Consider the following 12619-nt stretch of genomic DNA (forward strand, 5'->3'; position numbering starts at 1 on the left):
AGGAGAAGCTGCGCTTCGCCATCCGCGAGGGTGGCCGCACGGTTGGCGCCGGCGTCGTCGCCTCCATCATCGAGTAAGCAAGGCACAAGGCCGCGCGCCGCACCACGCGGCGCCGGTCTTCTCCGGGGTCGGCCCAAGGGGTCTGTTATGAACGGTCAGAATATTCGAATCCGCCTGAAAGCGTTCGACCATGGCATCCTCGACGCGTCGACGCGCGAGATCGTGTCGACCGCGAAGCGGACGGGCGCGGAGGTCCGGGGCCCGATCCCGCTGCCGACGCGCATGAAGAAGTTCACGGTCAACCGCTCGCCGCACATCGACAAGAAGTCGCGCGAGCAGTTCGAGATGCGCACGCATATGCGTGTCCTCGACATCGTTGAGCCGACTCCGCAGACGGTCGATGCGCTCATGAAGCTCGACCTCGCCGCGGGCGTCGATGTGGAAATCAGGCTCTGATGGGCTTTTGCCCATCAGCCTCGGGAACGCCTTAGAGGATACGCTCATGCGCTCTGGCGTCATTGCAAAGAAGGTCGGCATGACCCGCGTCTTCACCGACGCCGGGGAACATGTTCCGGTCACGGTCCTGAAGGTGGACAACTGCCAGGTTGTCGCGCACCGGACGATGGAAAAGAACGGCTACACCGCGCTGCAGGTCGGCGTCGGCACGGCCAAGGTCAAGAACGTGTCGAAGGCCGAGCGCGGCCGCTTCGCGGCTGCCGAGGTGGAGCCGAAGAAGCGCCTCGCCGAGTTCCGGGTCGACCCCGAGCACGTCATCCCCGTGGGCGCCGAGATCACGGCCGACCACTTCGTCGTCGGCCAGTTCGTCGACGTGACGGGCGTGACGACCGGCAAGGGCTTCGCCGGCGGCATGAAGCGCTGGAACTTTGGTGGTCTTCGTGCCTCGCACGGCGTGTCCATCTCGCACCGCTCCATCGGTTCGACCGGCGGCCGCCAGGATCCGGGCAAGACCTTCAAGAACAAGAAGATGCCCGGCCATCTCGGCAGCGAGCGGGTCACGACCCAGAACCTGCGCGTCGTCCAGACGGACGCGGAGCGCGGTCTGATCCTGGTGCAGGGCGCGGTCCCCGGCGTTGCCGGCGGTTGGATCATGGTTCGCGACGCGGTCAAGCGCGCGCTGCCGAAGGACGCTCCGGTTCCGGGTGCGTTCCGCGAGCGTGGCAACGGCGCGGCCGCACCGGCGATCGAAGGTGAGGAGCGCGCGTGATGAAGCTCGACGTGACGACGCTCGACGGCGGCAAGGCCGGCTCGATCGAGCTCAACGAGGCGATCTTCGGCCTTGAGCCGCGGGCCGACCTCATCCACCGCTACGTGCGCTGGCAGCTGGCGAAGCGCCAAGCCGGCACGCACAAGACGCTCGGCCGCTCGGAGATCAGCCGGACGACCAAGAAGCTGTACCGCCAGAAGGGCACGGGTAACGCCCGCCACGGCGCGGCCTCCGCGCCGCAGTTCCGCGGTGGCGGCAAGGCTTTCGGCCCGGTCGTGCGCGATCACGACCATGACCTGCCGAAGCGGGTGCGCCAGCTCGCGCTGCGCCACGCCCTCTCGGCTAAGGCCAAGGACGGATCGATCGTCGTTCTCGAAGCCGCGACGGTGAGCGAGCCGAAGACCAAGGCGCTCAAGGAGCGTTTCGGCAAGCTCGGCCTGACCAATGCGCTGATCATCGACGGCGCGACGGTGGACGGCAATTTCGGCCTGGCGGCCCGCAACATTCCGAATGTGGACGTGCTGCCGGTCCAGGGCATCAACGTCTACGACATCCTGCGGCGGGACAAGCTGGTCCTGACCAAGGCCGCCGTGGACGCGCTGGAGGCACGCTTCAAATGAGCATCGATCCGCGCCATTACGACGTCATCGTCGCTCCGGTGATCACCGAGAAGGCGACCTCTGCCTCCGAGCAGAACAAGGTCGTGTTCAAGGTCGCCAGGACGGCGACGAAGCCGCAGATCAAGGCGGCTGTCGAGAAATTGTTCGACGTGAAGGTGACGGGCGTCAACACGCTCGTCACGAAGGGCAAGGTCAAGCGCTTCCGCGGCATGGTCGGTCAGCGCTCCGACGTCAAGAAGGCGGTCGTCACCCTCGCCGAGGGGCAGACGATCGACGTGACGACGGGTCTTTGAGCAGGTGAGGGAGTGAGCCGATGGCTCTGAAGACATTCAAACCGGTCACGCCGGGCCTGCGCCAGCTCGTCATCGTCGACCGTTCGGAGCTCTACAAGGGCAAGCCGGTCAAGACGCTGACCGAGGGCAAGTCCGGTTCGGGTGGCCGCAACAACAACGGCCGCGTGACCGTGCGGTTCCGCGGCGGCGGCCACAAGCAGAGCTACCGGCTCGTCGACTTCAAGCGCCGCGAGAAGCTGGGCGTGCCCGCCACCGTCGAGCGGATCGAGTACGATCCGAACCGTTCGGCCTTCATCGCGCTGGTGAAGTACGAGGACGGTACGCTCTCCTACATCCTCGCGCCGCAGCGCCTGTCGGCGGGCGACGTGGTGATGGCGGGCGAGCAGGCCGACATCAAGCCGGGCAATGCGATGCCGCTGGGCAACATCCCGGTCGGCACGATCGTGCACAACGTCGAGCTGAAGATCGGCAAGGGGGGCGCGCTGGCCCGCTCGGCCGGCACCTATGCGCAGATCGTCGGCCGTGACCAGGGCTACGTCATCCTGCGTCTCAATTCGGGCGAGCAGCGCCTGGTCCATGGCCAGTGCTTCGCGACCGTGGGCGCGGTGTCGAACCCGGACCACATGAACATCTCGATTGGCAAGGCTGGCCGCTCGCGCTGGCTCGGCCGTCGGCCGCACAACCGCGGCGTGACGATGAACCCGATCGATCACCCGCACGGTGGCGGTGAAGGTCGCACCTCCGGTGGTCGCCATCCGGTGACCCCCTGGGGCAAGCCGACGAAGGGCAAGAGGACCCGCTCGAACAAGCGGACGGACGATTTCATCGTCACGAGCCGCCACCAGCGGAAGAAGAAGTAAGGGGCGCGCGATGGCACGTTCGGTTTGGAAGGGCCCGTTCGTCGACGGCTACCTCCTCAAGAAGGCCGAGGCCGCTCGCGGTTCCGGTCGCTCTGAGGTGATCAAGATCTGGAGCCGTCGCTCCACGATCCTGCCGCAGTTCGTCGGCCTGACGTTTGGGGTCTACAACGGTCAGAAGCATGTCCCGGTCCTGGTGACCGAGGAGATGGTCGGCCACAAGTTTGGCGAATTCTCTCCGACGCGGACCTTTTATGGGCACGCGGCGGACAAGAAGGCGAAGAGGAGGTGAGGCATGGGTAAGCAGTCCGCTACCCGCGCGCTCAACGACAACGAGGCCAAGGCGGTGGCGCGCAACCTGCGCGTCTCCCCGCAGAAGCTCAACCTCGTTGCCGCTTTGATCCGCGGCAAGAAGGTCTCGACCGCGCTCGCCGATCTCGAGTTCAGCCGCAAGCGCATTGCCGTCGACGTCAAGAAGGCGCTCGAGAGCGCGATCGCCAACGCCGAGAACAACCATGACCTCGACGTCGACGATCTCGTCGTTGCCGAGGCGCATGTCGGCAAGTCGCTTGTCATGAAGCGCTTCCACGCCCGCGCCCGCGGTCGCGGGGCGCGCATCGAGAAGCCGTTCTCGAACCTGACCATCGTGGTTCGGGAAGTCGCTGCGGAAGCGTGAGGAGCAACTGATGGGACAGAAAGTCAACCCGATCGGTCTGCGGCTCGGCATCAACCGGACCTGGGACTCGCGCTGGTTCGCCGACAAGGGCGAATACGGCAAGCTTCTGCACGAAGACATCGCAATCCGCGAAGCGCTGATGAAGCAGCTCAAGCAGGCGGCGGTGTCGAAGATCGTCATCGAGCGTCCGCACAAGAAGTGCCGTGTCACGATCTATTCCGCCCGTCCGGGCGTGGTGATCGGCAAGAAGGGCGCGGACATCGACAAGCTGCGCAAGACCGTGGCCAAGATGACCGACGCGGACGTGGCGATCAACATCGTCGAGGTGCGCAAGCCTGAGATCGACGCGACGCTCGTCGCCGAGTCGATCGCCCAGCAGCTCGAGCGTCGCGTCGCCTTTCGCCGCGCGATGAAGCGCGCCGTCCAGTCTGCGATGCGTCTCGGGGCCGAGGGCATCCGTATCAACTGCTCGGGCCGCCTCGGCGGCGCCGAGATCGCCCGGATGGAATGGTACCGCGAGGGCCGCGTGCCGCTGCACACGCTGCGCGCCGATGTCGATTACGGCACGGCCACGGCGTTCACGACCTACGGCACGTGCGGCATCAAGGTGTGGATCTTCAAGGGCGAGATCCTCGAACACGATCCGATGGCGCAGGACAAGCGGCTTGCCGATGAAGGCGGGCAGCGCTCCGGCGGCCGTCGCGAGGCCGCGGCGTAAGGCCGCCGGCGGTCAGGAGGCAGGATAATGCTGCAGCCCAAGAAGACAAAGTTCCGTAAGCAGTTCAAGGGGCGCATCCATGGCGTCGCCAAGGGCGGCACGGACCTGAATTTCGGCCAGTTCGGCCTCAAGGCCCTCGAGCCGGAGCGCATCACCGCGCGCCAGATCGAGGCCGCGCGTCGTGCCATCACGCGCCACATGAAGCGCGCCGGCCGCGTGTGGATCCGGATCTTCCCGGACGTGCCCGTGACCGACAAGCCGACCGAAGTGCGTATGGGTAAGGGCAAGGGCGCGCCGGAGTACTGGGCGTGCCGCGTGAAGCCCGGCCGCATCATGTTCGAGCTCGACGGCGTCGCCGAGGACATCGCTCGCGAGGCGCTGCGTCTCGGTGCGGCCAAGCTGCCGATCAAGACGCGCTTCATCCAGCGCATTGCCGAGTGAGGGAGCGGGAGATGAAGACCAAGCAGCGGCTCTCCGACCTCAAGACCATGACGGTCGATCAGCTCCAGGACGAGCTCGTGAAGTTGAAGAAAGAGCAGTTCAATCTTCGCTTCCAGCGTGCTACGGGGCAGCTTGAGAACACCGCCCGCGTCCATGAGGTCCGCAAGGACATCGCGCGCGTGCGCACGTTGCAGCGGGCCAAGCTCGCTGAAGCGAAGGCTTGAGGAGGCGACTATGCCGAAACGTGTATTGCAGGGCGTCGTCGTCAGCGACAAGCAGGACAAGACCGTCGTGGTCAAGGTCGAGCGCCGGTTCACGCATCCGCTCTTCAAGAAGACGGTGCGCCGGACGAAAAACTACCACGCCCACGACGAGAACAACCAGTTCAAGGTCGGCGACATCGTCTGGATCGAGGAGTCGCGGCCCTTGTCCAAGCTGAAGTCCTGGGTTGTGCGCGAAGAGGCGACCAAGGGCTGAGGCTCGGGACAGGTCGTGCGGGCGACAATCCGCCGGCCGTCCCGCGATTATCTGGTTGCACGGGCTTTTCCGAACGTCCGCCCCCTTTCCCCGGGGCGGACATTCGGTTATGGAGCGTGCGCTAATGCGTAGGCGAGGGGACGGGAGATCCCCGTCAGGCGTAGTCCGGCAGGCAGGGCCGAGCCGGAAACCGCTTGAGACACAGAAAGGATCGTTGCCATGATCCAGATGCAAACCAATCTCGACGTCGCCGACAATTCCGGCGCCCGTCGCGTGATGTGCATCAAGGTATTGGGTGGTTCGAAGCGTAAGTATGCCGGCGTCGGCGACATCATCGTCGTCTCGGTGAAGGAAGCCATTCCGCGCGGGCGCGTCAAGAAGGGCGACGTCATGAAGGCGGTCGTCGTGCGCACCGCCAAGGACATTCGCCGGGCCGACGGATCGGTCATCCGCTTCGACCGCAATGCGGCCGTTCTGATCAACAATCAGAAGGAGCCCGTCGGCACCCGCATCTTCGGGCCCGTGCCGCGTGAGCTGCGCGCGAAGAACCACATGAAGATCATTTCGCTGGCGCCCGAGGTGCTGTGATGGCTGCGAAGATCAAGAAGGGCGACAAGGTTGTCGTGCTGACCGGCCGCGACAAGGGCCGCACCGGCGAAGTCGTCCAGGTCATGCCGAAGGACGAGCGTGCGCTCGTTCGCGGCATCAACATCGTCAAGCGCCACCAGCGCCAGACGGCGAACCAGGAGGGCGGCATCATCTCCAAGGAGCTGCCGGTGCACCTGTCGAATCTCGCCGTTGCCGATCCCAAGGACGGCAAGCCGACCCGCGTCGGTTTCAAGGTGCTCGAGGACGGGCGCAAGGTTCGGTTCGCCAAGCGCTCGGGAGATCTGATCGATGGCTGAGACGGCGAAGATGGACGCGGCCTACACGCCGCGCATGAAGAAGCATTACGACGAGGTCGTTCGGCCGAAGCTCATCGAGGAGTTCGGCTACAAGAACCCCATGCAGGTTCCGACCATCGAGAAGATCGTGATCAACATGGGTGTCGGCGAGTCCGTCAACGACTCCAAGAAGGCGTCTGTGGCGGCCGAGGATCTCGGCCTCATCGCCGGTCAGAAACCGGTGATCACGCGAGCCCGGAAGGCCATCGCCGGCTTCAAGGTGCGCGAGAACATGCCGATCGGCGCCAAGGTCACCCTGCGCAAGAGCCGCATGTACGAGTTCGTCGACCGTCTCATCACGGTGGCGCTGCCGCGCGTGCGCGACTTCCGGGGCCTCAACCCGAAGTCGTTCGACGGGCGCGGCAACTTTGCTCTCGGGATCAAGGAGCACCTGGTGTTCCCCGAGATCAACTACGACAAGGCCGAGGCGATCTGGGGCATGGACATCATCGTCTGCACCACCGCCAAGACCGATGAGGAGGCGCGTGCCCTCCTCAAGCACTTCAACTTCCCGTTCCGGCAGTGAGAGCCCTTTCTCTCAAACGCGGACACCGGAGATAGACATGGCGAAGAAGAGTTCAGTCGAGAAGAACAAGCGGCGCGAGCGGCTTGTGAAGAAGTATGCGGGCCGGCGCGAGCGTCTGCTCGCCATCGCCAACGACGAGTCGAAGTCGATGGAGGAGCGCTTCGAGGCGCGCCTGAAGCTGGCGGAAGTTCCGCGCAACGCGAATCCCACGCGCATCCGCAACCGGTGCGAGGTGACGGGCCGTCCGCGCGCCTACTACCGCAAGCTGAAGATGTCGCGTGTCGCGCTGCGCGAGCTCGGGTCGAAGGGGCTCATCCCCGGCCTTGTGAAGTCGAGCTGGTAAGGAGGATCCCCCATGGCGATCAACGATCCGCTCGGCGATATGCTGACCCGCATCCGCAACGCGCAGATGCGTCGTCGCGGCAAGGTTTCCACCCCCGGCTCGAAGCTGCGGGCACGCGTCCTCGACGTGCTGCAGTCCGAAGGCTACATCCGCGGCTATTCGACGACCGAGTACGGCAACGGCCGGACCGAGTTCGAGATCGAGCTGAAATACTACGACGGCGAGCCGGTCATCCGCTCGATCGAGCGTGTGTCGAAGCCCGGCCGTCGCGTCTATGCCTCGGTCGATACCATGCCGCGCGTGGCCGACGGCCTCGGCATCACCATTCTCTCGACGCCGCGTGGGGTCATGGCCGACCACCTGGCGCGCGAGACGAACGTGGGCGGCGAAGTGCTCTGCAAGGTCTTCTGATCTTCAGGGCACGGACTAGAACCACGGAGAGGCCAAATGTCTCGTATCGGTAAGAAGCCTGTTGCGGTGCCGTCCGGCGTGACGGCCAGCGTCGACGGCCAGACGGTGAAGGTGAAAGGCGCCAAGGGCGAGCTGTTCTTCATCGTTCCCGACGACGTCATCGTCGTCCTCGAAAATGGGGCGATCAAGGTCGACCCGCGCGACGATTCCAAACGTGCGCGTGCCCTTTGGGGCATGTCGCGCTCCCAGCTGTCGAATATCATCGAAGGCGTGTCGAAGGGCTTCGAGAAGAAGCTCGAGATCAACGGCGTCGGCTACAAGGCCGCTGTTGCCGGCAAGGTGCTGAAGCTGTCCCTCGGCTACAGCCACGACATCGATTTCGAGATCCCGCAGGGGATCACGATTGCGACGCCGAAGCCGACGGAGATCGTCGTCGGGGGTATCGACAAGCAGCAGGTGGGCCAGATTGCGTCGGAGATCCGCAGGTTCCGCGGCCCCGAGCCCTACAAGGGCAAGGGCGTGAAATATGCGGACGAGTTCATCTTCCGCAAGGAAGGCAAGAAGAAGTAAGGAGCGGATGAGATGGGCAAGCACCTCAACGCGACGGAACGCCGCACGGCGCGCGTGCGTCGCGCGATCCGCGCCGCCGCCAATGGCCGCCCGCGGCTGAGCGTTTTCCGGTCGTCGAAGCAGATCTACGCGCAGATCATCGATGACGCTGCAGGCCGCACGCTGGTTGCGGCCTCGACGCTGGAGAAGGACATGCGCGAGCAGCTCAGAACCGGTGCGACGGTCGAGGCCGCTGCTGCCGTCGGCAAGCTGATCGCCGAGCGTGCCGTCAAGGCAGGCGTGAAGGAAGTCGTGTTCGACCGCGGACCGTTCATCTACCACGGCCGCGTGAAGGCGCTGGCTGAAGCGGCCCGCGAGGGCGGCCTCAGCTTCTGAGGCAGGATGACCGGTGGCGGGCGGAGTGCCGGAGACGGCGCTTCGCCCGTTTCCGTCGCCGGAACGGCCTGTGAAACGCAAAGGCGCGCAGCCGCTTTTGCGTTTCAGAGTCCGGTTGGGCTCTTGTCATTGGCTCTCGTGCGTTGCATGTGTGTCCCACATTGCAGGCGCGAGTCTGCCACTGGCGGCATGTTTTGCGAGCGGAGCCGCCCCGCGTCAGTCGAGAAGAAGATATGGCTAGAGAACGTCAACCGCGTGAGCGCGAGGAGCGCGACAGCGAGTTCGTGGACCGCCTGGTCCACATCAACCGCGTCGCCAAGGTCGTGAAGGGTGGCCGCCGCTTCGGCTTCGCCGCCCTCGTCGTCGTCGGCGACCAGAAGGGCCGCGTCGGCTTTGGCCACGGCAAGGCCCGCGAGGTGCCGGAGGCCATCCGCAAGGCCACCGATGCCGCCAAGCGCGGCATGGTCCGCGTGCCGCTGAAGGAAGGCCGCACGCTGCATCACGACGTTGCCGGGCGCTGGGGCGCCGGCCGCGTCGTCCTGCGCGCCGCTCCGGCCGGTACCGGCATCATCGCCGGCGGCCCGATGCGCGCCGTCTTCGAGACGCTTGGCATGCACGATGTCGTGGCGAAGTCGCTCGGCTCGTCGAACCCGTACAACCTCGTGCGGGCAACGTTTGACGCGCTGAAGCGCGAGGACAGCCCGCGTTCGGTCGCTGCCCGCCGCGGCCTCAAGGTTTCCACTCTCCAGGCCCGTCGTCGCGATGGTGACGCCGAGGCCGCCGGCGCCGATGCGTGAGGGGAGTGCTGGTGATGACTGACAAGAAGTCCGCCAAGACCGTCACGGTCGTGCAGATCGGCAGCCCGCTGCGCCGTCCCGGCGTGCAGCGCCAGACGCTGATCGGCCTCGGCCTCAACAAGCTCCATCGTCGCTCGACCCTCGAGGACACGCCCGCCGTGCGCGGCATGATCGCGAGCGTCAAGCACCTCGTGCGCGTCGTCGACGAGCAGTGAGGAGGGAAGACCCATGAAACTCACTGACATTCGCGATAACGAAGGCGCGACCAAGAAGCGCATGCGCATCGGCCGGGGCATCGGCTCGGGCAAGGGCAAGACCGGCGGGCGTGGCGTCAAGGGCCAGACCTCCCGCTCGGGCGTGCGCATCAAGGGCTTCGAGGGTGGCCAGATGCCGCTCTACCGGCGCCTGCCGAAGCGCGGCTTCTGGAACCCCTTCTCGCGTGATCTCAACGAGGTCAACGTGGGCCGCGTCCAGGAGGCCGTCGATGCCGGCAAGCTCGACGCCGCGGCTCCGGTCACGGTCGAGGCGCTCGTCGCCGCCGGCATCTGCGCCCGTGCGCGCGACGGCGTGAAGATCCTCGGCCAGGGCGAGCTCACCGCCAAGCTCGTGTTCGAGGTCGCCGGCGCGTCCAAGAACGCGGTTTCGGCCATCGAGAAGGCCGGCGGTTCGGTGAAGATTCTCGCGCAGTCCGTGGCGGAAGCGTGAGCTAGATCCCACTTGAGCAACGGTGCGGCGGCTGGGGCCTTCTCCGGCCGCCGCGTCCATGCGGGGGATCGTAAGGGATGAAGCGATATGGCATCGGCAGCTGAACAGCTCGCAGCGAATCTGAATTTCGGGGCCTTGGCCAAGGCCGAGGAACTCAAGAAGCGCATCTGGTTCACGCTCGCCGCCCTCGTCGTCTATCGCGTCGGCACCTACATTCCACTGCCGGGCATCGATCCCAATGCCGTCGCGGACATCTTCCGCCAGGCGCAGGCCGGCGTGCTTGGCCTCTTCAACATGTTCGCGGGTGGAGCGGTCGGCCGCATGGCCATCTTCGCCCTCAACATCATGCCGTACATCTCGGCATCAATCATCGTGCAGCTCCTGACCAGCGTCGTGCCGACGCTCGAGGCCCTCAAGAAGGAGGGTGAGCAGGGCCGCAAGGTGATCAACCAGTACACGCGCTATCTGACCGTGCTCCTGGCCGTGTTCCAGGCCTATGGCATCGCGATCGGGCTCGAGAGCTCCGGCAACGTGGTGCAGGATCCCGGCATGTTCTTCCGCATCTCGACGGTGATCACGCTGACGGGCGGCACCATGTTCCTGATGTGGCTCGGCGAGCAGATCACCTCGCGTGGCATCGGCAACGGCATTTCGCTCATCATCTTCGCGGGCATCGTGGCGGAGCTGCCATCGGCGGTGGCCGGCACGCTCGAGCTCGGCCGCCAGGGCGCGGTCTCGACCGGCCTCATCCTGGGCGTGATCGTGATGGCGGTCGCCGTCATCGCCTTTATCGTCTTCATGGAGCGCGCCCAGCGCCGGCTGCTGATCAACTATCCCAAGCGCCAAGTCGGCAACCGCATGTACGAGGGGCAGACGTCCTTCCTGCCGCTCAAGCTCAACACGGCCGGCGTGATCCCGCCGATCTTCGCCTCGTCGCTGCTGCTGCTGCCGACGACAATTGCCACCTTCTCGCAGGACCAGGGTACCGGCATCCTGTCGACGATCTCGGCCTATATCGGCCACGGCCGGCCCGTGTACATGATCCTCTACGTGGCGCTGATCGTCTTTTTCGCGTTCTTCTATACGGCCATCGTGTTCAATCCGATGGAGACCGCGGACAATCTCAAGAAGCATGGCGGCTTCATTCCGGGCATCCGGCCCGGCGAGCGCACCGCCGACTATATCGATACGGTACTGACGCGCATCACGGTCATCGGCGCGGCCTATCTGGCGCTGATCTGCCTCATTCCGGAGATTCTCATCTCCTATGCCGCATTGCCGTTCTATTTCGGTGGCACATCGCTCCTCATTGTCGTGAGCGTGACCATGGATACGGTCGCGCAGGTGCATGGGCATCTTCTCGCCCATCAGTACGAAGGGTTGGTGAAGAAGGCCAAGCTGCGGGGGGCAAGGCGCAAATGAGGCTCATTCTGTTGGGGCCGCCGGGAGCGGGCAAGGGCACACAGGCCAAGCGGCTGGTGGCCCGCTACGGCATACCGCAGCTTTCGACCGGCGACATGCTGCGCGCCGCTGTGGCCGCGGGGACGCCCATCGGCCTGAAGGCCCGGGCGGTCATGGATGCCGGACAGCTCGTCTCCGACGACATCGTCATCGGCATCGTTGCCGAGCGACTGGACGAGCCGGATGCCCGCAAGGGTTTCATTCTCGACGGCTTTCCGCGGACCGTCGCCCAGGCGAAGGCACTCGACGACCTGCTGGAGAGCAAGGGGCTCAAGCTCGACGCCGTGGTCGAGCTCAAGGTGGATCAGGATGAACTCGTCGGTCGTATCGTGAAGCGGGCCGAGGAGACGAGGGCCCGGGGCGAAGCTGTGCGCAAGGACGACGATCCGGAGGTCTTCAAGACCCGGCTCGCGGCCTACAACCGTGATACTGCGGTTGTCGCGCCCTATTACGCGGAGCGGGGCCAGCTCGCCGTGATCGACGGCATGCAGGACATCGACAAGGTCTCGGCGGACATCGAACGCGTACTCGTCGCCGCCTGACGGATTTGTTCGGGCGGGTTGACTTTGCCTCGACAAGGCGGTAGTGGACGCGCCCTACGTTCATGAGCGATGCTGCTTCCTCCGCGAGAGGCGGCGGCGTCGCTCGTCTTATTGACGCCTGCAAGGGCCGGGCTCCACCGGACGCAGGCCACAACGCCCGGTCGGGTTGTCCGGCCGGCACATGGAGACGGCAATGGCCCGTATCGCTGGTGTAAACATTCCGACGAGCAAGCGCGTGGTCATCGCGCTGCAGTACATCCACGGCATCGGCCCGAAGAACGCGGGCGAGATCTGCGAGAAGGTCGGCATTCCGGCCGAGCGGCGCGTCAACGAACTGACCGACCAGGAAGTGCTGCAGATCCGCGAGACGATCGACCGCGACTATCTCGTCGAAGGCGACCTGCGCCGCGAAGTGTCGATGAACATCAAACGGCTCATGGACCTCGGGTGCTACCGCGGCCTGCGCCACCGCCGCAACCTGCCGGTTCGCGGCCAGCGCACTCACACGAATGCGCGCACCCGCAAGGGCAAGGCCAAGCCGATCGCCGGCAAGAAGAAGTAACCCCGGCAGTCGGCAATCGGCAGTCGGCAATCGGGACAATTATCCGACTGCCTACTGCCTACTGACTACTGCCTCC

The 12619-nt window shown here is 65.4% G+C and carries 24 protein-coding genes and 1 pseudogene; all 25 read left to right on the top strand.

What is annotated here, in order from left to right; translation table 11 throughout:
* Window positions 1-77: pseudogene (locus P2T65_RS19735) on the top strand (elongation factor Tu); the annotation flags it as partial.
* A 70-nt stretch (window positions 78-147) separates the two neighbouring features.
* The gene (rpsJ, locus tag P2T65_RS19740) at window positions 148-456 is read left to right on the top strand and encodes a 30S ribosomal protein S10 (protein ID WP_055457951.1); all 309 of its coding nucleotides are present in this window, start codon (window positions 148-150) and stop codon (window positions 454-456) included.
* A 46-nt stretch (window positions 457-502) separates the two neighbouring features.
* Window positions 503-1225 carry a 50S ribosomal protein L3 gene (gene rplC, locus P2T65_RS19745; RefSeq protein WP_055457952.1) on the top strand — a complete coding sequence of 241 codons (723 nt, stop codon included), beginning with the start codon at window positions 503-505 and terminating at the stop codon, window positions 1223-1225.
* Window positions 1225-1845 carry a 50S ribosomal protein L4 gene (rplD, locus tag P2T65_RS19750; RefSeq protein WP_055457953.1) on the top strand — a complete coding sequence of 207 codons (621 nt, stop codon included), beginning with the start codon at window positions 1225-1227 and terminating at the stop codon, window positions 1843-1845. The genes rplC and rplD overlap by 1 nt, the downstream gene beginning before the upstream one ends.
* The gene (locus tag P2T65_RS19755; protein ID WP_055457954.1) at window positions 1842-2138 is read left to right on the top strand and encodes a 50S ribosomal protein L23; all 297 of its coding nucleotides are present in this window, start codon (window positions 1842-1844) and stop codon (window positions 2136-2138) included. The genes rplD and P2T65_RS19755 overlap by 4 nt, the downstream gene beginning before the upstream one ends.
* Window positions 2139-2158: 20 nt before the next feature.
* Window positions 2159-2998 carry a 50S ribosomal protein L2 gene (rplB, locus tag P2T65_RS19760; protein WP_055457955.1) on the top strand — a complete coding sequence of 280 codons (840 nt, stop codon included), beginning with the start codon at window positions 2159-2161 and terminating at the stop codon, window positions 2996-2998.
* A 10-nt stretch (window positions 2999-3008) separates the two neighbouring features.
* Window positions 3009-3287 (top strand): 30S ribosomal protein S19, encoded by a 279-nt coding sequence (gene rpsS / locus P2T65_RS19765; RefSeq protein ID WP_055457956.1) that lies wholly within the window; start codon window positions 3009-3011, stop codon window positions 3285-3287.
* Between the two features lie 3 nt (window positions 3288-3290).
* A complete protein-coding gene (rplV, locus tag P2T65_RS19770) occupies window positions 3291-3671 on the top strand; it encodes a 50S ribosomal protein L22 (RefSeq protein ID WP_055457957.1) in 381 nt (126 codons plus the stop codon).
* 10 nt (window positions 3672-3681) lie between these two features.
* The gene (rpsC, locus tag P2T65_RS19775; RefSeq protein WP_019403817.1) at window positions 3682-4389 is read left to right on the top strand and encodes a 30S ribosomal protein S3; all 708 of its coding nucleotides are present in this window, start codon (window positions 3682-3684) and stop codon (window positions 4387-4389) included.
* Window positions 4390-4416: 27 nt separating this feature from the next.
* Window positions 4417-4830, top strand: coding sequence for a 50S ribosomal protein L16 (gene rplP / locus P2T65_RS19780; protein ID WP_019403816.1), 414 nt, complete (start codon window positions 4417-4419; stop codon window positions 4828-4830).
* 11 nt (window positions 4831-4841) lie between these two features.
* Window positions 4842-5054: a 50S ribosomal protein L29 gene (gene rpmC, locus P2T65_RS19785; RefSeq protein WP_055457958.1), complete on the top strand. Its 213-nt coding sequence runs from the start codon at window positions 4842-4844 to the stop codon at window positions 5052-5054.
* Window positions 5055-5064: 10 nt separating this feature from the next.
* Window positions 5065-5307, top strand: coding sequence for a 30S ribosomal protein S17 (gene rpsQ, locus P2T65_RS19790; RefSeq protein ID WP_055457959.1), 243 nt, complete (start codon window positions 5065-5067; stop codon window positions 5305-5307).
* Window positions 5308-5526: 219 nt separating this feature from the next.
* A complete protein-coding gene (gene rplN / locus P2T65_RS19795) occupies window positions 5527-5895 on the top strand; it encodes a 50S ribosomal protein L14 (protein ID WP_019403813.1) in 369 nt (122 codons plus the stop codon).
* Window positions 5895-6212, top strand: a complete 318-nt coding sequence (gene rplX, locus P2T65_RS19800; protein WP_055457960.1) for a 50S ribosomal protein L24 — start codon at window positions 5895-5897, stop codon at window positions 6210-6212. Before rplN ends, rplX begins: the two co-directional genes overlap by 1 nt.
* Entirely contained in the window at window positions 6205-6777 is a 573-nt protein-coding gene (gene rplE / locus P2T65_RS19805) for a 50S ribosomal protein L5 (protein ID WP_055457961.1), read from the top strand. Before rplX ends, rplE begins: the two co-directional genes overlap by 8 nt.
* Window positions 6778-6814: 37 nt before the next feature.
* Window positions 6815-7120: a 30S ribosomal protein S14 gene (gene rpsN, locus P2T65_RS19810; RefSeq protein ID WP_055457962.1), complete on the top strand. Its 306-nt coding sequence runs from the start codon at window positions 6815-6817 to the stop codon at window positions 7118-7120.
* Window positions 7121-7132: 12 nt separating this feature from the next.
* Window positions 7133-7531, top strand: coding sequence for a 30S ribosomal protein S8 (gene rpsH / locus P2T65_RS19815; RefSeq protein ID WP_019403809.1), 399 nt, complete (start codon window positions 7133-7135; stop codon window positions 7529-7531).
* Window positions 7532-7567: 36 nt separating this feature from the next.
* Complete coding sequence (gene rplF / locus P2T65_RS19820; RefSeq protein ID WP_055457963.1) at window positions 7568-8101, top strand: 50S ribosomal protein L6; 534 nt, start codon at window positions 7568-7570, stop codon at window positions 8099-8101.
* A 12-nt stretch (window positions 8102-8113) separates the two neighbouring features.
* The gene (gene rplR / locus P2T65_RS19825) at window positions 8114-8476 is read left to right on the top strand and encodes a 50S ribosomal protein L18 (protein ID WP_055457964.1); all 363 of its coding nucleotides are present in this window, start codon (window positions 8114-8116) and stop codon (window positions 8474-8476) included.
* 233 nt (window positions 8477-8709) lie between these two features.
* Complete coding sequence (gene rpsE / locus P2T65_RS19830; protein WP_019403806.1) at window positions 8710-9273, top strand: 30S ribosomal protein S5; 564 nt, start codon at window positions 8710-8712, stop codon at window positions 9271-9273.
* A gap of 14 nt (window positions 9274-9287) precedes the next feature.
* Window positions 9288-9488 carry a 50S ribosomal protein L30 gene (gene rpmD / locus P2T65_RS19835; protein WP_019403805.1) on the top strand — a complete coding sequence of 67 codons (201 nt, stop codon included), beginning with the start codon at window positions 9288-9290 and terminating at the stop codon, window positions 9486-9488.
* 13 nt (window positions 9489-9501) lie between these two features.
* Entirely contained in the window at window positions 9502-9978 is a 477-nt protein-coding gene (rplO, locus tag P2T65_RS19840; protein WP_055457965.1) for a 50S ribosomal protein L15, read from the top strand.
* 87 nt (window positions 9979-10065) lie between these two features.
* A complete protein-coding gene (secY, locus tag P2T65_RS19845) occupies window positions 10066-11400 on the top strand; it encodes a preprotein translocase subunit SecY (protein WP_063187988.1) in 1335 nt (444 codons plus the stop codon).
* The gene (locus tag P2T65_RS19850; protein ID WP_055457967.1) at window positions 11397-11981 is read left to right on the top strand and encodes an adenylate kinase; all 585 of its coding nucleotides are present in this window, start codon (window positions 11397-11399) and stop codon (window positions 11979-11981) included. Before secY ends, P2T65_RS19850 begins: the two co-directional genes overlap by 4 nt.
* A 193-nt stretch (window positions 11982-12174) precedes the next feature.
* Window positions 12175-12543 carry a 30S ribosomal protein S13 gene (rpsM, locus tag P2T65_RS19855; protein WP_055457968.1) on the top strand — a complete coding sequence of 123 codons (369 nt, stop codon included), beginning with the start codon at window positions 12175-12177 and terminating at the stop codon, window positions 12541-12543.
* Window positions 12544-12619 lie beyond the last annotated feature (76 nt).

Source organism: Chelatococcus sp. XZ-Ab1 (assembly GCF_029309855.1).
In the GTDB taxonomy this organism is placed as follows: Bacteria; Pseudomonadota; Alphaproteobacteria; order Rhizobiales; family Beijerinckiaceae; genus Chelatococcus_A; species Chelatococcus_A sambhunathii.